This window comes from Haemophilus parainfluenzae (genome assembly GCF_014931395.1).
Lineage (GTDB): Bacteria > Pseudomonadota > Gammaproteobacteria > Enterobacterales > Pasteurellaceae > Haemophilus_D.
Window position 1 is genome coordinate 177,750 of the sequence record NZ_CP063120.1, and the last position, 20,249, is coordinate 197,998.

Below are 20,249 nucleotides of genomic sequence, written 5' to 3' on the forward strand. Positions count from 1 at the left end.
GAGATGGAACCATCGCAAATGATAGCACGGAGAAGTGCGATTTTGAAGGAAACGCTCAGTAGGATTTGAGTGGATTGTTTCCAAATACGAAATATATATTATCAAAACATCAATATTTTTTCAAATTAACGAAAATTAAAATACGATAAAGAAAAAGTGCGTTCAGAAAAATCGTTAAATTTTTGACCGCACTTTAACTTAATAATACTCATATGAATGTTCAACAATAGTGCTGCTAGGTTCATTAGCCTCATCAAACTCTTCATCCTTCAACACGTTGCCATAGTTATCAACAGTCTTTTTCCAACGTTTTAAAGAAGATTTTGAACCATCTCCAAATCCCAAAGGTGGGAATTCTTCAAATTGAATTTGATGTCCATTAGCATCAAAAGTCTTCAACTCTTTTCCACCATAACTGAATTCTGTCTGTTCAATTAGTTTTCCATCAGAGTATTTATTAGTATATTTTACAGGCTCAACAGTAAAAAGCTCATTCTTAAATTCTACAACATTGCCATGTTCATCATAATGGTAGCTATATTTGTTCATGCCATTTTCAAGTTTCTCGCACTCATTCTCACAAGAGTCATCTGCTTCTTTTTTAATGATTAATAATCCATTTTTATCATAAGTATTTTCAGATATAACTCGAGATTCGCTATCTTTAAATTTCTGTTTCTCTATAACTGTCAAAGTACCATCTGAATTAGTACGATAGCTATATTCGAGAACAGCGTCATCACCATTCCAAAAAACTTTAATCAATCGTCCTTGTTCGTCATACACAAAGTTTTTTGTTTGGGCAGAAGAATCTAACGTTTCTTCTTTGATTTTAAATCCCTGTGGATTAAAGTGAGTAATCTTATGTTCCAAAACAGAAGAATTGCGTAGATCTGTTACTTTCATTTCCCACTTTTTTACTGGTCCTTTCAAATTTAATAAGGCTAAATCTGTTTTTAACTGGGCAAAAAGTGTAGTGGAAAACAAAGCTAACAGACATCCCAATACGATGTGACGCATAAAAAGCTCCATTAGGTAAATAATTAAAAAGTGCGGTCAGAAAAACCGTTAAATTTCTGACCGCACTTTGTTAGGTGTTGATTAAATTCGTTCTTCGATAATGCCGCCACCTAAGCAGACTTCATCAAGATAAAATACCGCTGATTGACCTGGTGTGACCGCGGCTTGCGGCTCGTCAAAAAGAACTCGAATGCAATCGTCATCAATCGGCTCAACCAAACAAGCAATATCCGTTTGACGATAACGAGTTTTCACCGTACAACGGAACGCCTCACGCACGGGTTCGCGATTTACCCAGTGGAGCTGTTTGGTAATTAAGCCTTTGGAAAACAAACGTGGATGATCATGGCCTTGTGCCACAATCAATTCATTGTTTTCGACATCTTTATCCACCACATACCAGGCTTCATCACCGGCATTTTTTAATCCACCGATACCTAGCCCTTTACGCTGCCCCAGGGTGTGGTACATCAATCCTTCATGACGACCAATAATCTCGCCATCTACGGTACGGATATCACCTGGTTGAGCAGGCAAATAACGTGCTAAGAAATCCTTAAACTTACGCTCGCCGATAAAACAAATACCGGTAGAGTCTTTTTTCTTCGCGGTAATTAAACCTAAATCTTCTGCAATAGCACGTACGATCGGCTTTTCAATTTCACCAACAGGGAAAAGGCTTTGGCCTACCTGATTTTTACTCAACGTGTAAAGGAAATAGCTTTGGTCTTTATTGCTATCTAAGCCGCGCAATAGCTCTGCTTGATCATCTGCACCACGACGACGTACATAATGGCCGGTAGCAATATAGTTAGCACCCAAATCTTCCGCTGCATATTCCAAGAAAGCTTTAAATTTAATTTCTTTGTTACAAAGAATATCGGGGTTTGGTGTACGGCCGGCTTTGTACTCGGTTAAGAAATGCTCAAATACGTTATCCCAATATTCCGCCGCAAAATTGATTTTATGTAGCTTAATACCTAGCTTGTCACATACTGCTTGTGCATCAGCAAGATCTGCTGCGGCTGTACAATAATCGGTATCGTCATCTTCTTCCCAGTTTTTCATAAACAGGCCTTCCACTTGGTAGCCTTGTTGTTGAAGAATAAAGGCAGACACCGAAGAATCTACCCCGCCGGACATACCGCAAATGACTTTTTTAGTGGAATTTTCGACAAGTTGTTCTGCACTCAATGGTGCGAAATGTTGATTATAAGTATTTGAAATTAACATAAGTCTCCCGTAACTTCGGTTAAGGCGAAGCACATTGGTTGTAGATAAATGATAGCTACTTTATTGCTGAATAATCGATGTATCTTCTTTTAAAATATAAGAAGGCTCATCATTAAAAGAAATTTTATAAAACGTTTTCCCCGATTTTCCAACAATCTCCCTGAAAGTTTGACAAGGAACATCGGTTGCTTTTAATGTAAATAAAGTCGGCATATTTTCAATTTCAGCCTCTGTTTTACTCAATACCGATTTACTATAAATAGGTGTATCTTTTTGGATAAGCACATCAGGATAAGAATTAGAGGTATCGGGTTCCTCATCATCAAAAATACCTTTTTCAAGCACTAACGATTTTTTATCACCTAATTTTATTTTATCCTGTTCAGCAATATAAATTGAGCCTGTTCCATAACGAATCTCGGTAGCAGAAAACATCGGCATTGTATTCAACCATGCCCCCGCTTTTACAAGAATAACCGGTTTATTAAATTCAGAATCTGTATATAAATTAAGATCTGCATTTACCTTTGCTGGATAATATCCTGCAAAGGTAAAAGATGAAACCGTAAATAAAATTAATGTATAAACAAATTTTAATAATTTCATTAATTTATTTCACTTCATAAAATTGCGAATCATCGTCTTTCTTCGCAAATTTTTGTTCGTACTCAGCTTTGGCATTTTCATCGCCAGCATCTAATTTTTCTTGTAAAGTGTCGCAAGGTTTATCACAGTCACAGGCTTTGGCGATACCGAGTGATGAAAGTCCGCCACAGCTGCCCTTTAAACTTTGTTTTTTAAAGATAAAGCCCACGGACATTAACACAATAATGGCCACAAAAGCGATTAGGGTAAAAAATAACGTTTGCATGATTATTCCTTATTTGCGAGTAACTTTTGGAAGGCTGAAGACATTTTTGTTTCAAAGCCTTGTTCCGTTTTCATAATTAAATAAACCGGAATATTTTCTTTCTCTGCCACTTCCAATGCTTTATCTTCACCAAGTACAAATAGGCCTGTAGATAAGCCATCAGCAGTCATTGAGCTTGGTGCAAGCACGGTAATTGAGGCTAAATGATGCTGAATTGGATAGCCGGTTTTCGGGTCAATTTCATGTGCAAAACGTTGGCCATTTTCCTCGAAATAAATACGGTAATCGCCTGAAGTAGCCATCGCCATATTATTTAAACCAATTACTTCTTGAACTGATCTTTCACCTGTATTATTCGGTTTTTCAATAGCGATTTGCCAAGCTTTATTTTCGGCATTTTTACCTTTTGCACGGATTTCTCCGCCAATTTCCACCATATAGTTTTGTACGTGATTTTGCTCTAATACATTCGCAACTTGATCCACACCAAAACCTTTAGCGATAGATGATAAATCAATATAAACTTGCGGTACTGCTTTACTTAAAGTTGGGGTTTTACCGCTCATATCAAGGTGAATTTTATCAATTCCCACCCAACTTTGACGTTCAGCAAGTTGCTCAGGGGTTGGCTTACGTTCTGGGCGTCTTTCTGGCCCAAAACCCCATAAATTCACTACAGGCCCTACAGTCACATCCAATGAACCCTCAGTAACCTTATTTAAACGGATCGCTTCTTGTAATACTTTGGCAAAGTCCGCAGAGATTTCAATTGGCGTATTCACTTGCGTATTTTGATTAAAACGGCTCAATTCGGAATCTTTAATGTAAGTGGACATTTTCTGATTCACATCTTTTAAAACCACTTCAATCTGCTCATGTGTTTTTTCAGCATTTTCTTTAACTGAACCGTCATCAATGTAGCGGATATGGTAAGTGGTCCCCATGGTTTTGCCACTAAGTGAAATAATTTCTGGATCTTTTTGACAGGCCGTCAACAGGGTAAATAACGCCAGGAAAAACAGTGATTTAGCTTTCATATTATATTTGATATATTTCAGCCAATATCTATATTGTATTAATAGATATTGGCTGTTGATTTAAAATTATTGAAGTGTTTCATTAACTTTAGATACATCTTCAATTACATATTTTGCATTAAAGATTAATCCAGGAATTAGTGCATTTGGTTTGTTATTAAAGCATGCAAAAGTATTCTTATATGTTCTAGGTTTAATTACATTATAAGCCGTACCATTCATCATATATACAAGATTACCATTCATAAGACTCAGCTCTTGATTAACTATATTTTTACCAGAAATTCCAACGTTAAAACTTTGAGACTGGTTATCTATCGCAACAAAATATTTACATCCAGCTGATAAACTCATCTCTGCAGCCTTTCTTAGCCCATATCGATAAATAGCACCCCTGCCAGTAAACCCATTTCCTGAAGATGTAACTTCAAAGATAGTATCATCCAATCTAATACCTGTAACGCCCCCTCGCAATCCTCTTTCTTGATAAGGAGTTGAACAGGCTGTTAATGTTAATATAGTAGTCATAATTAAACTTAGAATTAATTTTTTCATTTTATTTTCCTTTAGGTATATAAAATGGTCAAATTTACGGAATTTCCATAAATTTGACCCATATTTAAAATCAACCACCGAAGTCATCTAATAAGATGTTTTCATCTTCAACACCGAGGTCTTTCAACATTTTGATTACCGCCGCGTTCATCACCGGAGGTCCACACATGTAGTATTCACAATCTTCTGGTGCTTCATGATTTTTCAAGTAGTTTTCATAAAGTACGTTGTGAATAAAGCCGGTGTAACCTGTCCAGTTATCTTCTGGTAACGGATCAGATAATGCCACGTGCCATGTAAAGTTAGGGTTTTCTGCTTGAAGCTGATCAAAATCTTCTACATAGAACATTTCACGTTTAGAGCGTGCACCATACCAGAATGACATTTTACGTTTAGAGTGTAAACGTTTTAATTGGTCAAAGATATGAGAACGCATTGGTGCCATACCCGCACCACCACCGATGAATACCATCTCATTATCGGTTTCTTTCGCGAAGAATTCACCGAATGGACCAGAAATTGTCACTTTATCACCTGGTTTTAATGACCAAATGTAAGAAGACATTTGACCTGGAGGCGCATCAGGTTGACGTGGTGGAGGCGTTGCAATACGCACGTTAAGCATAATGATGCCTTTCTCTTCTGGATATGAAGCCATTGAGTAAGCACGGATAATATGCTCATCCACTTTAGACACATAACGCCATAAATCGTATTTGTCCCAATCTTCGTGGTATTCTTCTGGAATATCAAAATCTTTATAGTAAACCGTATGTGGATCAGCTTCGATTTGGATATAACCACCAGCACGGAAAGGTACTTCTTCGCCTTCAGGAATAGCCAATTTAAGCTCTTTGATGAAGGTTGCTTTGTTATCGTTAGAAATAACAGTACATTCCCATTTTTTCACGCCGAAAATTTCTTCTGGAAGTTCAACGTCCATATTGCCTTTTACATTCACTTGGCAAGCTAAACGATAACCTTCTTTTGCTTCACGTTTATTAATATGAGAAAGCTCGGTTGGTAGAATTTCACCACCGCCACTTTTCACTTTCACAATACATTGGCCACAAGAGCCACCGCCACCACAAGCAGAAGAAACGAAGATACCTTTACTTGCTAACGCACCAAGTAATTTGCCACCAGCTGGTAAAGTAATCGCTTTTTCAGGATCGTCATTAATAGAAATGGTGATATCACCAGAATCCACTAATTTTGATTTAGCGAATAAAATAATCGCAACGAGCACTAAAAGGATAACCGTAAATGCCGCAACACCTAATAATAAAATTGAAGATTCGCTCATTTATGCCTCCTTATAACTGAATTCCAGAGAATGACATAAAGCCAAGCGCCATCAAGCCTGCAGTAATAAAGGTAATCCCTAATCCTTTTAAGCCTGCCGGTACATCGGCATATTTCATTTTTTCGGTTAAGCCTGCAAGCGCAACGATTGCTAACATCCAACCTAACCCTGCACCCACACCATAAACTGCAGATTCTGCAAAAGTGTATTCACGTTGTACCGCAAAAGATACACCACCAAAGATCGCACAGTTTACGGCGATAAGTGGAAGGAAAATACCTAATGCGTTATAAAGTGCTGGGAAGAATTTATCTAAAGTCATTTCAAGTAATTGAACAAGACCCGCAATAATCCCGATAAAGGTAATAAAGTTTAAAAACTCAAGGCTTACACCTTCTACCAATGCGCCATCTTTTAATACATGTTCGTATACAAATTGGTTAGCCGGTACCGCAATACCAAGTACCACTGTTACCGCAACACCAAGGCCAAATGCCGTAGAAACTTTCTTAGAAACCGCAAGGAAAGTACACATCCCTAAGAAGAAAGAGAGCGCCATGTTTTCAATGAAGATCGCCTTCACGAATAGGCTAATATAATGTTCCATTGATTATTTCTCCTGTTGCTCAGGTTTCCACGTTCTTAAGCCCCAAATAACGAAGCCGATAATAAAGAACGCACTTGGTGCAAGAAGGAATAAACCGTTTGGTTGATACCAACCACCGTCTTGAATAGTTTGGAATACAGGGAAACCAAATAAACGACCAGAACCGATTAATTCACGTAATGTTGCAACAATTAATAAGATCGCACCATAACCTAAACCGTTACCGATACCATCAACAAAGCTTTCTAACGGTGGTGATTTCATCGCAAACGCTTCTGCGCGTCCCATTACGATACAGTTTGTAATGATAAGACCGACGAATACAGAGAGCTGTTTAGATAAACCATAAGCATAAGCTTTTAATACTTGGTCAACCAAGATTACTAAAGATGCGATAATCGCCAGTTGCACAATGATACGGATACTATTTGGAATATAGTTACGAATCAATGAAATGAACAAACTGGAGAAACCGGTTACCAAACTTACCGCAATCGCCATAACGATCGCGGTTTGTAATTGGGTTGTTACCGCTAATGCAGAACAGATACCCAAAATTTGCAAGGCAATCGGGTTATTTTTAGCAATAGGATCTAATAAAAGACCTTTTAAATTTACTTTTGCATCAGCCATTATTTGATTTCTCCTGCTTTAAATTTCGCTAAGAATGGACCAAAGCCATTTTGGCTGAACCAATAATCAAATGAACCTTGAACACCGTTACTGGTTAAAGTTGCACCTGATAAACCATCTACACCGTGCTCTTTATCTGCAGCAGAGCTACCTTTGTAGATTTTGAATTTTTGGTTACCTTGTTCATCGAATAATTTTTTATCAACGAACTGTGCTTGCCAACGCGGGTTCGCAATTTCACCACCAAGACCAGCTGTTTCACCTTGATCATAGTAAGTAATACCTTTGATGGTATTCGCATCTGGTGCAACAGAAACAAAACCATACATGGTTGACCATAAACCACGGCCATACATTGGTAATACAACTTGGGTTACATTGCCTTGTTCATCTTTTACAAGATAAACACGCGCTTGGTTTGCACGAACCTTAATTCCAGCTTTATCAGCCTCAGCTGGGATAGCTTGGCTTTTAGCTGGATCTTTAACGGCATCTTTAGGTTCAAATTTATTAATTTCTTCTGCTGAAGCTTGAACGTAATCACCACTTTGCAAATCAACTAAACGTGGTTCAATAAATTTGCTGTAAGTGTCTTTAATTACTGATGCATTATCTTCTTTCATTAAGCCAGCAACAGTTAAAATGTTACGTTGAACGTCGAGTGCTTTTTGTTCATCTTGTTTGGATTTTAATGCTACTGCAGCACCAGAAACCACGATAGAACACACTAAACTTAGCAACACAACAACGGTAACTGTACCGCTAACGCTATCTTTATTAAATTTAGCCATTTGTTCTTGCTCTCCGACGTTTGATATTTGCTTGAACCACGATGTAGTCGAAAATTGGTGCAAATAAGTTTGCAAATAAAATCGCTAACATCATCCCTTCTGGATAAGCTGGGTTCACTGTACGAATTAATACAGCCATCACGCCAATTAACGCACCGTACCACCATTTACCTGTGTTGGTAAATGAAGCTGATACAGGGTCTGTAGCCATGAAGATCATACCAAGTGCAAAACCACCTAATACAAAGTGCCAATGCCAAGGCATGGAGAACATTTGGTTAGAATCAGAACCGATTAAGTTGAATAAGGTTGCAGTACCAATCATACCGATCATGACACCAGCCATAATGCGCCAAGAAGCAATTCGAGTGAATACAATCACTGCACCACCGATTAATAACGCAAGCGTTGAAACCTCCCCCATTGAACCAGGGATATTACCGATGAATGCATCCATCCAAGTAATAGGTTGACCGGTTACAGTGTGTTGTAATGCTGCTTGACCACCTTGAGACCATTGTGAAAGTGCGGTTGCACCTGAGAAACCATCTGCTGCAGTCCATACTAAGTCACCGGAAATTTGAGCCGGATAAGCAAAGAATAAGAATGCACGACCAGCAAGTGCAGGGTTCATAAAGTTACGACCTACACCACCGAAGATTTCTTTCGCTACCACGATACCAAAGCTGATACCAAGCGCCGCTTGCCATAATGGCAATGTTGGTGGAACGATTAACGCAAATAAAATGGTTGAAACGAACATCCCTTCATTTACTTCATGACCACGCACCACTGAGAACAATAATTCCCAAATTGTACAAACGGTAAATACCACTAAGTAAATTGGTAAGAAGAAGATCGCCCCTAACGCCATTTTTGAGCCCCAAGTTGCATTATTGGTTAAATCTAAACCTAATGAACTTGCAAGCGCATAGTGCCAATCGTTAGCAATTAATTGCTCTAAATTGCCTAATTGATTTAAAGCAGGGATCGCTTGGTTACCCACATTGTACATCCCGTAGAAAATCGCTGGGAACAACGCAAGGAAAACCGTAATCATCATACGTTTTGAGTCTAACGCATCACGAACGTGTGTGTTTTTGTGCGTTACCGTACCTGGTGTATAAAGCAAGGTATAAATCGATTCAAAGACCGGATAAAGCTTGCTGTATTTACCACCTGGTAAAAACGCGGGTTCCATTTTTTCAAAAAGATTTTTTAAACCCATTTTTAACCTTCCTTCTCAATCTTATCTAATACTTGACGCAAGATTGAACCGTATTCATATTTGCCCGGGCAAACGAAAGAACATAATGCTAAGTCTTCTTCATCCAATTCAAGACAACCTAACGCTTGTGCACCATCGGTATCGCCCACGATTAAATCACGTAATAATAATGTCGGTAAAATATCCAACGGCATTACGCGCTCATAGCTACCGATTGGTACCATTGCACGCTCACCACCATTTTCTGCAGTAGTGAAATTGAATAATTTCTTACCAAAGTGACCTAATACGGTACGGGTAATCGAATATTTGTTCGATTGTGGTGTGATCCAACCTAAGAACTCTTTCTCATTACCTTCTGCAATCACAGAAACTTGTAATGCATAACGACCCAAATAGTCGTGAGCATCTTTTGCTGTTTGACCACAAAGTACTGAACCAGAAATCACACGGTTATTACCGTCTTTTAATTCACCTGCGGTTAATTGAGAAAGGTTAGCACCGATTACGGTACGAACTAAACGAGGCTCTTTCACTTGCGGACCAGCAAGAGAAATAATACGTTCTACATAAAGTTCGCCCGTGGTGAATAATTTACCTACAGCAATCACATCTTGGTAATTGATATGCCATACCGTTTTATTCACACCGACTGGATCGATAAAGTGAATATGAGTACCCACTAAACCAGCAGGATGGACACCGCCAAAATCATGTACTTTTAGGTTAGGTAAATCCACGGTTGGGATATTGCTATCACCCGCTTTACATAGATTTAATGGTTTATTTGGGAATAGACGACTTAATACCGTTAAACCGTCAATAAAATCTTGCCAATGCTCTTTTAATACCACCTCTGGATTTGCAGCCAAAGGATTGGTATCCATCGCATTTACAAACAGAGAAGAAGGTTCTGCATCTAAGGCAGGCACTTTGCTGAACGGACGAGTGCGGAACGCTGTCCACAAACCGGATTCAACGAGGTTTTGTTTAACTTGTTCAGAAGAAAGCGTATTGAGCTCACCTGCGTTATATTTAGCGAAAGTAACTTGATCGTTACCTTGCACATCAATGACCACAGATTGTAATACACGTTTTTCGCCACGATTAATTACAGTGATAGTACCACTCGCAGGGGCTGTGAAAACCACTCCAGGGTTTTTCTTGTCTTCAAAAAGCACTTGGCCTTTTTTAACAACATCGCCTTCGCGTACCTTCATAGAAGGACGCATACCCACATACTCTTCACCAAGAATCGCAACCTGATTCACAGCGTTACCGCTATGGATTACTTGTGCTGGCTTTCCTGCAATAGGAAGATCCAAGCCTTTTTTGATTGTAATCATACTGTTTGCACTACTTTTCTAGGTTAAAAACACGATTGCAATCAAAGCATATGCTTTAAAAGCAATCTCGCGATTGAGCGTGACAGAAAATACTTTGATATCAAAGCATTATTAACTGACACATAAATTTAAAAACTCAAATCTGTTTTATTTCTCGACGAGTAAGGAATTACTTACACATCAAGAAATTGAAATTCGAAAATTAAAAGCGCCCCATTCTATCGAAAATTGGGCTTTTATGCCACTTTATACCCTTACTTTTTGTGAAATATTTGTGAATATTTCTAAACCAACGTTTATCAAGAATACGGACAAATGATTTTAAAATAAAAAGAGAGAAGGGCACTCGACTTCTCCCTTTTTGTAGAGATGAAAATAGAATAGATGGAACGTAAGGAAATACTTACTGTCCAATACCTAAACAGTTCGGTGATTTTGGAAATGCTTTACCCAGGCTTTCCCATTCATTTTTTGTATAGAGATGAAGGGCTAATGCATGAATGCCATTTTTTAAATCATCAGCAAAAAGTTGGTAAAGTTTTTGGTGACGTTGCACTTTTCGCATGCCTTCAAAAGCATCGCTAACAATCACTAATTTAAAATGAGAATCGGCTCCTCGACCTGAACTGTGCATATGGCTTTCATTTTCTACAGTAACAAAGTGCGGTTGAAATTCAGCTTGAATTCTCTCTAATAATTCTTGTTGTTTTGACATAAATAAACTCCCTAACTTTTTGCTATACATTCAGCGTTAAGTTTGTAAGAATAACACAAATTAACCTAATTCAATGAGGAAATTATGAAAGTAACAAACAAAATCAAAGCATTATCAACAATAACGTTGGCGGCAGCGACATTATTTTTAGCGGGTTGCCAAGCGCAATCTAATACCTTAACTTTTGCGCCTCAATCTCCGACTGCATCAATGAATATTAACCAATCAGCAGTGGTAACAGTTAATACTCGCGATTCTCGTCCACAACAAGAAATTGCAACTTATACTAAATCAGGTGAGCTGATTAAATTAAACGCCTCACCAAGCGTTACTCAACTTTTCCAACAGGTGATGCAACAAAATTTGGTTAGTAAAGGTTTCCGTATTGGACAAGCGAATAATGCGAATGCTGGCGTAACTGTTGATGTAAAAGAATTTAACGCTAAAGTAGAGCAAGGTAATTTACGTTATACCTTAAACAGTAAAATCCAAGCAGTTGTTTATGTACAAGGTCCACGCGGACAATACAACAAAACCTTTAATGCAACCCGTTCACAATCTGGCGCATTTAATGCGAGCAATGATGAAATTCAAAAAGTGTTAGGCGAAACCTTCAAAGATATTGTTAATAATATTTATCAAGATCAAGAAGTTACTAACGCAATTAATCAATATACCAATTAATTAAAAAGTGCCGTGTCCTTTTCAATAATCACTTGACGAATACGCCTTTCAAGCGTAACATTCGACCGATTTTTTAACGAGAAGGACACACACTTTGGACAGTCATAGTCGATACCGAATATCGCTTTAGACTCTCGCCTCTTATCAGCGAGAGTTCGCTGGTAATCAACTTACCTTTCTTCGGCATCTTTTATCGAACGAAACCCATTTTAAAACATTCAAAAATTTGACCGCACTTTTCTCTAGTGCCAATTTCGTTTGATCTTTTTTTGTTCACAGTTGGATCTTCATAATCCCAAAAGGAGTATGACCAATGATTAACGCTTTTGCCATTAACGATTCCCGCTTGGTTCGTATTGATGACGAACCAACCGATCTCAGCTCTGCCATTTGGTTAGATTTGCTGGAGCCGACAGGGGAAGAACGTGAAATGTTGCAAGAAGGCTTAGGACAAAGTCTCGCCTCATTCCTCGAATTGGAAGACATCGAAGCATCCGCACGTTTCTTTGAAGACGAAGACGGCTTGCACTTGCACTCATTCTTCTATTGTGAAGACGAAGAAAACTACGCCGACCTCGCAAGTGTGGCGTTTACTATTCGTGATGGCCGTCTATTTACCCTGCGTGATCGTGAATTGCCGGCATTCCGTTTATATCGTATGCGTTCTCGTAGCCAGCGCTTATTCGAATGTAATGCATATGAAGTCTTACTCGACTTATTTGAAACCAAAATTGAGCAATTGGCCGATGTTATCGAAAACGTTTATGCGGATTTGGAAAAATTAAGTCGCGTAATTTTAAACGGTACGCAAGATGAAGCTTTCGATGAAGCTTTAAATACCCTAACAGAACAAGAAGATACCAGTTCTAAAGTGCGTTTGTGTTTGATGGATACACAACGTGCATTGGGTTTCTTGGTACGTAAAACTCGCTTGCCGCCAAACCAGTTAGAACAAGCACGAGAAATCTTACGAGATATTGAATCCTTGCAACCGCATAATGAGTCTTTGTTCCAAAAAGTAAACTTTTTAATGCAGGCGGCAATGGGTTACATTAATATCGAGCAGAATAAAATCATGAAATTCTTCTCGGTCGTATCGGTTATGTTCCTACCGGCAACACTTGTCGCATCTACTTACGGGATGAACTTTGAATTTATGCCGGAACTCCATTTTAAATATGGTTACCCAATGGCTATTGGATTAATGATTGGTGCGGCGCTTACGCCTTATATCTATTTTAAACGGAAAGGTTGGTTATAATGGAAATTTCCCAAACTGCATTATTTTTAGGATCGATTATCGATCTGTATTGTTTAGTGTTAATTTTACGCGTATGGCTCCCCTTAGCGAACGTGGATTATTACAATCCTATTTCTCAATTTACGCTGAAATTTACCCAACCGGTTATTGCACCATTACGTAAAGTTTTTCCTGTGGTGAAAAAAGTGGAAACGGCGGCACTGTTTTTAGTCTTCTTGCTTTGCGGACTAAAATCGATTCTCTTTGGAGGATTAAATCTCAGTTTCTTCTTACTATTGGGCATATTAGGACTAATTAAAAATATCGGTGTGGCAATTTTCTATGTGTTAATCGCCAGTGCAATTTTAAGTTGGTTTAATCGTGGCAATAATCCTGCATTCTATGCGTTATATCAACTTACCGAACCATTATTGAAACCCATTAAACGCATTTTACCAACTATAGGCATGATTGATTTTTCACCAATGGTGATCGCCATTATCCTATTATTTTTGAATAATCTCTTTTACGATTACTTTAAACTTTTATGGGCAATTGCCGCTTAAATTGCGGTCAAAAATAATATTATTTTTTCGGGCTGGATTTTCCAGCCCTTATTGTAAATGTGATAAGTAAATTTAGTTATGTCAGCAATCGAACAAACACCTGAAGGACTACGTCTTAAAATCATTCTGCAACCCAAAGCCAGTAAAGATCAAATTGTGGGATTACATGATGATGAACTCAAAATCACGATCACCGCACCACCTGTTGATGGTCAAGCAAATGCTCACTTGCTGAAATTTTTGAGTAAAACATTCAAGGTACCTAAGAGCTCAATAGTTCTTGAAAAAGGTGAATTAAACCGACATAAACAAGTTTGGATTCCTTCGCCTAAATTAATTCCATCTGAAATTCAAAATCTCTTATAAAATCAGTAAAAAAATCACCGCACTTTCTACCAATTTTCCCCGTTTTACGCTATCCTATACCACATTTTATAAAGCAAAATATGCCGCAAAGTGCGGTCAAAATTTAAGGTGATTTTCTATGCAACAACATTACCGTCCTGATTTGATTGAACCCGCTGTTCAACAATATTGGGCTGAAAATAAAGTCTTCAAAGCCATCAAAGATACATCTAAAGAAAAATATTACTGTCTTTCAATGTTCCCTTACCCATCTGGTCGTTTACATATGGGTCATGTACGTAACTACACCATCGGTGATGTAGTTTCTCGTTATCAACGTATGAATGGCAAAAACGTATTACAGCCAATTGGTTGGGATGCATTCGGTTTGCCAGCAGAAGGTGCTGCGATTAAAAATAAAACCGCACCGGCAAAATGGACTTACGAAAACATCGAATACATGAAAAACCAGCTCAAAATGTTGGGCTTTGGTTATGACTGGGATCGCGAAATTGCGACTTGCCGTCCGGAATACTATAAATGGGAACAATGGTTCTTCACCGAGCTTTACAAAAAAGGCTTAGTATACAAAAAAACCTCCACTGTAAACTGGTGTCCGAACGATGAAACCGTATTGGCTAACGAACAGGTGCACGAAGGTTGCTGCTGGCGTTGTGACACTCCGGTCGAACAAAAAGAAATCCCACAATGGTTCATTAAAATTACTGATTACGCTGAACAATTATTAGGTGGATTAGATCAACTGCCACAATGGCCAGACATGGTAAAAACCATGCAACGTAACTGGATTGGCCGTTCTGAAGGGGTAGAAATTACGTTTGACGTAGCAGATACCGCAGAAAAAGTCGCGGTTTATACCACCCGTCCGGATACCTTCTATGGCGTAAGCTATTTAGGTATCGCAGCTGCTCACCCATTAGCAGAATTGGCAGCAGAAAAAAATCCTCAATTGGCTGAATTCATCCGTGAAGCAAAAAATGCCAAAGTGGCAGAAGCAGACCTTGCCACTATGGAGAAAAAAGGGATGGCAACCGGATTATTCGCCATTCATCCATTAACCGGTGAAAAATTACCGATTTGGGTCGCTAACTTTGTGTTAATGCACTACGGTACTGGCGCGGTAATGGCAGTTCCAGCACATGACCAACGTGACTTTGAATTTGCTCAAAAATATGGTTTGCCAATTAAACAAGTAATCGCACCGCTTGCCGATGAAGAAATTGATTTAACTAAACAAGCTTTTGTTGAACACGGTAAATTAGTTAACTCAGCTGAGTTTGATGGTTTAGACTTTAATGGCGCATTCAACGGTATCGCGGATAAATTAGAAAAATTAGGCGTAGGTAAACGCCAAATTAACTATCGTTTACGTGACTGGGGCGTTTCCCGTCAACGTTATTGGGGTGCACCAATTCCAATGCTCACCTTAGCAAACGGTGAAACCGTACCGGCACCAATCGAAGATTTACCGATTATTCTGCCGGAAGATGTGGTCATGGATGGTGTGAAAAGCCCAATTAAAGCGGATCCAAACTGGGCAAAAACCACCTTCAACGGTGAACCTGCATTAAAAGAAACCGATACCTTTGATACCTTTATGGAATCGTCTTGGTACTACGCGCGTTACACCTCACCAAGCTATGCTGAAGGCATGTTGGATAAAGATGAAGCGAACTACTGGTTACCGGTGGATCAATATATCGGCGGTATTGAGCACGCGACAATGCACTTGCTCTACTTCCGTTTCTTCCACAAATTATTGCGTGATGCAGGTTTCGTAACGAGCGATGAGCCAGCACAAAAATTATTATGCCAAGGCATGGTATTAGCTGATGCGTTCTACTACACCAGCCCGACTAACGAGCGTATTTGGGTAAGCCCAACGCAAGTCACTCTTGAGCGTGATGAAAAAGGCCGTATCATCAAAGCAACCGATCCGGAAGGCCGTGAATTAGTGCATACCGGTATGACCAAAATGTCGAAATCGAAAAATAATGGTATCGACCCACAAGAGATGGTGGAAAAATACGGTGCTGATACTGTGCGTCTCTTTATGATGTTCGCATCTCCTGCGGAAATGACGCTTGAATGGCAAGAATCTGGCGTAGAAGGGGCAAAACGTTTCTTAGGTCGTGTATGGAATTTGGTGTATGAATACAGTCAAAATCCTGCAAAAACCGCTTTAGATGTAACCGCACTTTCTGCAGACCAAAAAGCACTTCGCCGTGATGTGCATAAAACGATCGCCAAAGTGAGCGATGATATTGGCCGCCGTCAAACGTTCAATACTGCTATCGCGGCAGTGATGGAGTTAATGAATAAATTAACCCGTGCGCCATTAGAAAGCGAGCAAGATCGTGCTGTGATGGCAGAAGCATTAAGCGCAGTCGTGCGTATGCTTTACCCAATCACACCACATATCTGCTTTGAGTTATGGAAAGCTTTAGGTAACGAAAGCAACATCGACCATGCAGAATGGGTGAAAGCTGATGAAGCGGCGATGGTCGAAGATGAAAAACTTATTGTGGTTCAAGTCAACGGTAAAGTTCGTGGTAAAGTCACCGTTGCAGCTGATGCGGATGAAGAAACCGTGAAAACGGTTGCATTTGCAGATGAAAATGTGAAGAAATTTACTGACAATACACAAATCGTGAAAGTGATTTATGTACCAGGTAAATTGTTAAATGTGGTGGTTAAACCGCAATAATCCATAAAATAACCGCATTTTATTCTAAGTGTTGCATAAACAGCTCTTAAACAAAATAAAGTGCGGTGAATTTTACAGGTAATTTTTATGATGAAATCAATCAAAACGATCTGCTTTGTTGGGGCAACAGCCTTTTTAACTGCTTGTGGTTGGCACTTCGATAATGGTGCGGCTGTTCCTGCGGAATTAAAAACAATGGCCCTTGAAAGTAGCGACCCATACAGTGAAATGTCTATGGCAATGCGTAAGCAACTGCTTAGCAACAATGTAAACCTTGTTCCTGCAAAACAAGGTGTGCCAGTGTTGCGTTTAAATAAACAGACTTCAAGCGACAAAGTCGCATCTGTCTTTAAACAAGGCCGTGAAGCAGAAAAAGTATTGACTCTTGATGTTGAAGCAAGTGTACGCTTGGCTAACGGAGAAACCTATCCAATCTCTGCAAAAATCAACCGCACTTTCTTTGATAACTCACGCGCTGCATTAGCAAAATCAGCTGAGCGCGATGTGATTTGGAATGATATGCGCGAACAAGCGGCTCGCCAATTAATTAATAAAATGGCGGCCTTGCAACATCAAGTTCAAGGGAAATAATGAACCGCATTTTTCCTGAGCAACTAGCCTCTAACCTGAACAGCCATTTAGCGAAAGTCTATTTTTTGGTTGGGACAGATCCCCTATTGCTCAGTGAAAGTGAAGATCTCATTCATCAAGCTGCCCTTCTTCAAGGTTTTGATGAAAAGAATCAAATCACCATAGATACTAATACTGACTGGCCTACATTAATCGAGGCCAGCCAATCTATGGGGCTCTTCTTTAATAAACAAATTTTCATTCTCAATTTACCCGAAAATTTGACCGCACTTTTGCAGAAAAACCTTCAGCAATTTATCAGCGGATTAAATGAAGATAGCTTGCTTGTCCTCACCTTGCCTAAATTGTCTAAAGCAGCCGAAAAACAAGAGTGGTTTATTCAGGCGAATCAACTTGAGCCACAAGCTGTTATCGTGAACTGCCAAACACCGAACTCAGAACAACTTTCTCGTTGGGTGAAGCATCGTACAAAAAACATGGGATTATCAGCGGATGAGGAAGCCATTCAACTCCTTTGTTACAGCTATGAAAATAATCTACTGGCATTGAAACAAGCGTTACAGCTTTTAGATTTGCTTTATCCTGATCACAAACTCACGTATAACCGCGTTAAATCAGTGGTAGAGCAATCTTCTGTATTTACCCCTTTCCAATGGATTGATGCATTGTTATCAGGCAAAGCAAACCGCTCAAAGCGAATTTTGCGAGGTTTACAAGCTGAAGATGTGCAACCTGTCATTTTATTGCGTACTTTACAGCGTGAACTGCTCACGTTGTTAGAATTAACCAAGCCACAGCTGCGTAATCCCTCTCTTAACACGAGTTTGCCTACACAGACACTCAAAGCGGATTTTGACCGTCTCAAAATTTGGCAGAATCGTCGTCATCTTTATACGGCAGCGATACAACGATTTACCTATCAAAAGCTCTTTGAAATATTGCAAGAATTAGCAGATATTGAGCGCATCACCAAACAAGAATATGGTCAAGACGTGTGGGTAAAATTGGCCGACTTATCGGTTAAAATTTGTTTATAAAAAAATCTCGGCGTTAACCGAGATTTTTTATTATTGCGCAATTTTTAAATCTTGATACAGATAATTTCGATAGCTATTCACTAAATCCACATCCTCTGCATCTTCGAGCTTACCTTGGCTTAGCTGACGCATCGCGATATTCGCTCGCATAAAGTCATCTTTCGGTGATAAACCTGCCACATCAAGTAATATGCCACCAACAAAGGCTAAATCTAAGAAATCTTGCTGTTGAACAAAGTCAGTCTTACGATTAGTTCTAACGACAAATTGAGTCACATAATCCGGGTTCGCAAAGTTACCTTTTTTCGGTGGAAGCTGATTATCAAAAGCGACTTGGTGATCACCAAAATAACCGAATACATAAGGCGTTTCACGTGATTTTAAATAATCATTTAAACCTTCGATTGCCTCATTGAGGCTAGCAATGCGATCAATATAATCATTTAGGCAGGAAATCGCTTTTCCCCCTAAACGCTTACTCGCCAAATTAAAATGGTTTGGCATATTTGTGTTGTAAGGGCCGTGCTCTTTCATCGTGAGCACATAGACAAACATAGGCTGTTTCACATTTTCCAATGATGGATGCTGTTTCTGCAGAATCAGTTTGGTGTAATACATCATCTCTTCACTGCTAATATGCCAGAGATTTTTGCTGATTGATGCCGGATAGCCTAAATCTTGTGGTTGCAACATCAAATCAAAACCAAAGTGGTCATAAGCAGGTTTGGCGTTGTAGTTACCTTTCGTAAAAGGCGATAACGCCACGCAAAAATAGCCTTGCTCACGAAGGTTTTTAATAAAACCCGTCTGTAAGTGTGGCACAACCGAATAAAACACCCCACTTGCTAAAGCACCAAAATCGGTTGAAGGCACCCCTGCAAGGAAAGCAAATTCAGATTTCCACGTTGCGCCACCCAGCGTATGTACACGCAATGGACTTACAAATGCGGTATCTTCCTGCTTATTAAACATCGAAAATGGCGGGATGGTTTCTGCATCAAAATCAAATTGATGAGGATTCAAGGTTGATTCTTGTAAACAAACCACAATGTCGGGCTTTTCCGCACTTTCAGTTTTACTCTCAGCCTTTTCATTTAAAAGTGCGGTCATTTTTTCTTTAAATTTTTGACTATTACCTTCAAATTCTGGCACTTTAAAGAATACGCCACGACAAGACATAGGCAGGTTTAAGAAAACATCTCGACCATCATCCGGCAATGAGTCTAACCAGACTTTTGTCGCATCCGGATCTTTAGAATAATGCCACATTAAACCAAAGCTCGTTGCAGCGAGTATTGCTGCAAATACACGAAATCCAGTTGAGGCACTTTCTACATCTGACCAACCGAAGACAGCATAACCTAATAGACCTAATAGCCCTAATACACCGAAAATCGCCCCTTTATAATGTAAAAGAGTTTCCCAATTTCGCCAGTCTGTAACAAGCCAAAAATCTGAAATGAGTAAAGGTTGTTTGTAGTAATGAATTTTCATTCGATGGAATAACATCAATACCACAAAAAGTACGGACGCAAAATTCAATCCGCGTTGCCATTGACCTGTTATCGCAAACATTGAACTAAACAATAAGAAGAATAATGCAATCGCAAAAAAATATGTCCAACGATAGTGCGAATTGACGATAAAAATCACCGTCGCAATAAAAAATAAACTCAGAAAAATACTTGGAATCATAATAAATAAATTTGATTAAAT

Annotated in this window: 21 protein-coding genes; 7 read left to right on the forward strand and 14 right to left on the reverse strand. The window is 39.1% G+C overall.

All coding sequences use genetic code 11. The features are described 5' to 3' along the window. Nucleotides 1–198: 198 nt before the first annotated feature. The 13 genes from INP94_RS00845 to INP94_RS00905 form a co-directional block, all read right to left on the reverse strand. Nucleotides 199–1,032 (reverse strand): hypothetical protein, encoded by an 834-nt coding sequence (locus INP94_RS00845; protein WP_232087405.1) that lies wholly within the window; start codon nt 1,030–1,032, stop codon nt 199–201. 69 nt (nt 1,033–1,101) lie between these two features. Beyond that, complete coding sequence (mnmA, locus tag INP94_RS00850) at nt 1,102–2,253, reverse strand: tRNA 2-thiouridine(34) synthase MnmA (RefSeq protein WP_197543733.1); 1,152 nt, start codon at nt 2,251–2,253, stop codon at nt 1,102–1,104. A 60-nt stretch (nt 2,254–2,313) separates the two neighbouring features. Next, a complete protein-coding gene (locus tag INP94_RS00855) occupies nt 2,314–2,859 on the reverse strand; it encodes a hypothetical protein (protein ID WP_197543734.1) in 546 nt (181 codons plus the stop codon). Between the two features lie 4 nt (nt 2,860–2,863). Next, complete coding sequence (gene nqrM, locus INP94_RS00860) at nt 2,864–3,124, reverse strand: (Na+)-NQR maturation NqrM (RefSeq protein ID WP_049379890.1); 261 nt, start codon at nt 3,122–3,124, stop codon at nt 2,864–2,866. 2 nt (nt 3,125–3,126) lie between these two features. Continuing rightward, nucleotides 3,127–4,161 (reverse strand): FAD:protein FMN transferase, encoded by a 1,035-nt coding sequence (locus tag INP94_RS00865; RefSeq protein WP_197543735.1) that lies wholly within the window; start codon nt 4,159–4,161, stop codon nt 3,127–3,129. A gap of 66 nt (nt 4,162–4,227) precedes the next feature. Beyond that, on the reverse strand, nt 4,228–4,716 hold the full coding sequence (locus INP94_RS00870) for a CC0125/CC1285 family lipoprotein (RefSeq protein WP_197543736.1): 489 nt from the start codon (nt 4,714–4,716) through the stop codon (nt 4,228–4,230). A gap of 70 nt (nt 4,717–4,786) precedes the next feature. Beyond that, the gene (gene nqrF / locus INP94_RS00875; RefSeq protein WP_049362635.1) at nt 4,787–6,022 is read right to left on the reverse strand and encodes an NADH:ubiquinone reductase (Na(+)-transporting) subunit F; all 1,236 of its coding nucleotides are present in this window, start codon (nt 6,020–6,022) and stop codon (nt 4,787–4,789) included. A gap of 10 nt (nt 6,023–6,032) precedes the next feature. Then, complete coding sequence (gene nqrE / locus INP94_RS00880) at nt 6,033–6,629, reverse strand: NADH:ubiquinone reductase (Na(+)-transporting) subunit E (RefSeq protein WP_049362633.1); 597 nt, start codon at nt 6,627–6,629, stop codon at nt 6,033–6,035. Nucleotides 6,630–6,632: 3 nt separating this feature from the next. Further along, the gene (locus INP94_RS00885) at nt 6,633–7,262 is read right to left on the reverse strand and encodes an NADH:ubiquinone reductase (Na(+)-transporting) subunit D (RefSeq protein WP_049379887.1); all 630 of its coding nucleotides are present in this window, start codon (nt 7,260–7,262) and stop codon (nt 6,633–6,635) included. After that, on the reverse strand, nt 7,262–8,053 hold the full coding sequence (locus INP94_RS00890) for a Na(+)-translocating NADH-quinone reductase subunit C (protein ID WP_005695373.1): 792 nt from the start codon (nt 8,051–8,053) through the stop codon (nt 7,262–7,264). Before INP94_RS00890 ends, INP94_RS00885 begins: the two co-directional genes overlap by 1 nt. Further along, nucleotides 8,046–9,281, reverse strand: a complete 1,236-nt coding sequence (locus INP94_RS00895; protein ID WP_197543737.1) for an NADH:ubiquinone reductase (Na(+)-transporting) subunit B — start codon at nt 9,279–9,281, stop codon at nt 8,046–8,048. The genes INP94_RS00890 and INP94_RS00895 overlap by 8 nt, the downstream gene beginning before the upstream one ends. A gap of 2 nt (nt 9,282–9,283) precedes the next feature. Continuing rightward, nucleotides 9,284–10,627: a Na(+)-translocating NADH-quinone reductase subunit A gene (locus tag INP94_RS00900; protein WP_005695371.1), complete on the reverse strand. Its 1,344-nt coding sequence runs from the start codon at nt 10,625–10,627 to the stop codon at nt 9,284–9,286. A gap of 403 nt (nt 10,628–11,030) precedes the next feature. Continuing rightward, nucleotides 11,031–11,342 (reverse strand): BolA family protein, encoded by a 312-nt coding sequence (locus tag INP94_RS00905; RefSeq protein WP_197543738.1) that lies wholly within the window; start codon nt 11,340–11,342, stop codon nt 11,031–11,033. Between the two features lie 84 nt (nt 11,343–11,426). Between INP94_RS00905 and INP94_RS00910 the strand changes: the two genes are divergently transcribed. The 7 genes from INP94_RS00910 (at nt 11,427) to holA (ending at nt 18,533) form a co-directional block, all read left to right on the forward strand. Then, nucleotides 11,427–12,026 carry a YajG family lipoprotein gene (locus INP94_RS00910; protein ID WP_070590260.1) on the forward strand — a complete coding sequence of 200 codons (600 nt, stop codon included), beginning with the start codon at nt 11,427–11,429 and terminating at the stop codon, nt 12,024–12,026. Nucleotides 12,027–12,339: 313 nt separating this feature from the next. Then, nucleotides 12,340–13,287 carry a magnesium/cobalt transporter CorA gene (gene corA, locus INP94_RS00915; RefSeq protein ID WP_197543739.1) on the forward strand — a complete coding sequence of 316 codons (948 nt, stop codon included), beginning with the start codon at nt 12,340–12,342 and terminating at the stop codon, nt 13,285–13,287. Next, nucleotides 13,287–13,832: a YggT family protein gene (locus tag INP94_RS00920; protein ID WP_115912139.1), complete on the forward strand. Its 546-nt coding sequence runs from the start codon at nt 13,287–13,289 to the stop codon at nt 13,830–13,832. The genes corA and INP94_RS00920 overlap by 1 nt, the downstream gene beginning before the upstream one ends. Before the next feature lie 78 nt (nt 13,833–13,910). Further along, entirely contained in the window at nt 13,911–14,198 is a 288-nt protein-coding gene (yggU, locus tag INP94_RS00925) for a DUF167 family protein YggU (RefSeq protein ID WP_005695366.1), read from the forward strand. A gap of 118 nt (nt 14,199–14,316) precedes the next feature. Further along, nucleotides 14,317–16,905 (forward strand): leucine--tRNA ligase, encoded by a 2,589-nt coding sequence (gene leuS, locus INP94_RS00930; protein WP_197543740.1) that lies wholly within the window; start codon nt 14,317–14,319, stop codon nt 16,903–16,905. 87 nt (nt 16,906–16,992) lie between these two features. Beyond that, on the forward strand, nt 16,993–17,496 hold the full coding sequence (locus INP94_RS00935; RefSeq protein ID WP_049358012.1) for an LPS-assembly lipoprotein LptE: 504 nt from the start codon (nt 16,993–16,995) through the stop codon (nt 17,494–17,496). Continuing rightward, on the forward strand, nt 17,496–18,533 hold the full coding sequence (gene holA / locus INP94_RS00940) for a DNA polymerase III subunit delta (protein ID WP_197543741.1): 1,038 nt from the start codon (nt 17,496–17,498) through the stop codon (nt 18,531–18,533). Before INP94_RS00935 ends, holA begins: the two co-directional genes overlap by 1 nt. Before the next feature lie 30 nt (nt 18,534–18,563). On the opposite strand, the gene INP94_RS00945 is transcribed toward holA, so the two are convergent. After that, nucleotides 18,564–20,228: a sulfatase-like hydrolase/transferase gene (locus tag INP94_RS00945; RefSeq protein WP_197543742.1), complete on the reverse strand. Its 1,665-nt coding sequence runs from the start codon at nt 20,226–20,228 to the stop codon at nt 18,564–18,566. Between the last annotated feature and the right edge of the window lie 21 nt (nt 20,229–20,249).

Bases quoted from the DNA above. Each gene is read 5' to 3' on its own strand.
- INP94_RS00890 (WP_005695373.1), bottom strand. From the start codon at position 8,053: ATGGCTAAATTTAATAAAGATAGCGTTAGCGGTACAGTTACCGTTGTT.
- INP94_RS00870 (WP_197543736.1), bottom strand. From the start codon at position 4,716: ATGAAAAAATTAATTCTAAGTTTAATTATGACTACTATATTAACATTA.
- INP94_RS00895 (WP_197543737.1), bottom strand. From the start codon at position 9,281: ATGGGTTTAAAAAATCTTTTTGAAAAAATGGAACCCGCGTTTTTACCA.
- INP94_RS00865 (WP_197543735.1), bottom strand. From the start codon at position 4,161: ATGAAAGCTAAATCACTGTTTTTCCTGGCGTTATTTACCCTGTTGACG.
- INP94_RS00910 (WP_070590260.1), top strand. From the start codon at position 11,427: ATGAAAGTAACAAACAAAATCAAAGCATTATCAACAATAACGTTGGCG.
- leuS (WP_197543740.1), top strand. From the start codon at position 14,317: ATGCAACAACATTACCGTCCTGATTTGATTGAACCCGCTGTTCAACAA.
- INP94_RS00905 (WP_197543738.1), bottom strand. From the start codon at position 11,342: ATGTCAAAACAACAAGAATTATTAGAGAGAATTCAAGCTGAATTTCAA.
- corA (WP_197543739.1), top strand. From the start codon at position 12,340: ATGATTAACGCTTTTGCCATTAACGATTCCCGCTTGGTTCGTATTGAT.
- yggU (WP_005695366.1), top strand. From the start codon at position 13,911: ATGTCAGCAATCGAACAAACACCTGAAGGACTACGTCTTAAAATCATT.
- INP94_RS00855 (WP_197543734.1), bottom strand. From the start codon at position 2,859: ATGAAATTATTAAAATTTGTTTATACATTAATTTTATTTACGGTTTCA.
- holA (WP_197543741.1), top strand. From the start codon at position 17,496: ATGAACCGCATTTTTCCTGAGCAACTAGCCTCTAACCTGAACAGCCAT.
- nqrE (WP_049362633.1), bottom strand. From the start codon at position 6,629: ATGGAACATTATATTAGCCTATTCGTGAAGGCGATCTTCATTGAAAAC.
- nqrM (WP_049379890.1), bottom strand. From the start codon at position 3,124: ATGCAAACGTTATTTTTTACCCTAATCGCTTTTGTGGCCATTATTGTG.
- INP94_RS00935 (WP_049358012.1), top strand. From the start codon at position 16,993: ATGATGAAATCAATCAAAACGATCTGCTTTGTTGGGGCAACAGCCTTT.
- INP94_RS00920 (WP_115912139.1), top strand. From the start codon at position 13,287: ATGGAAATTTCCCAAACTGCATTATTTTTAGGATCGATTATCGATCTG.
- INP94_RS00945 (WP_197543742.1), bottom strand. From the start codon at position 20,228: ATGATTCCAAGTATTTTTCTGAGTTTATTTTTTATTGCGACGGTGATT.
- INP94_RS00845 (WP_232087405.1), bottom strand. From the start codon at position 1,032: ATGGAGCTTTTTATGCGTCACATCGTATTGGGATGTCTGTTAGCTTTG.
- mnmA (WP_197543733.1), bottom strand. From the start codon at position 2,253: ATGTTAATTTCAAATACTTATAATCAACATTTCGCACCATTGAGTGCA.
- INP94_RS00900 (WP_005695371.1), bottom strand. From the start codon at position 10,627: ATGATTACAATCAAAAAAGGCTTGGATCTTCCTATTGCAGGAAAGCCA.
- INP94_RS00885 (WP_049379887.1), bottom strand. From the start codon at position 7,262: ATGGCTGATGCAAAAGTAAATTTAAAAGGTCTTTTATTAGATCCTATT.
- nqrF (WP_049362635.1), bottom strand. From the start codon at position 6,022: ATGAGCGAATCTTCAATTTTATTATTAGGTGTTGCGGCATTTACGGTT.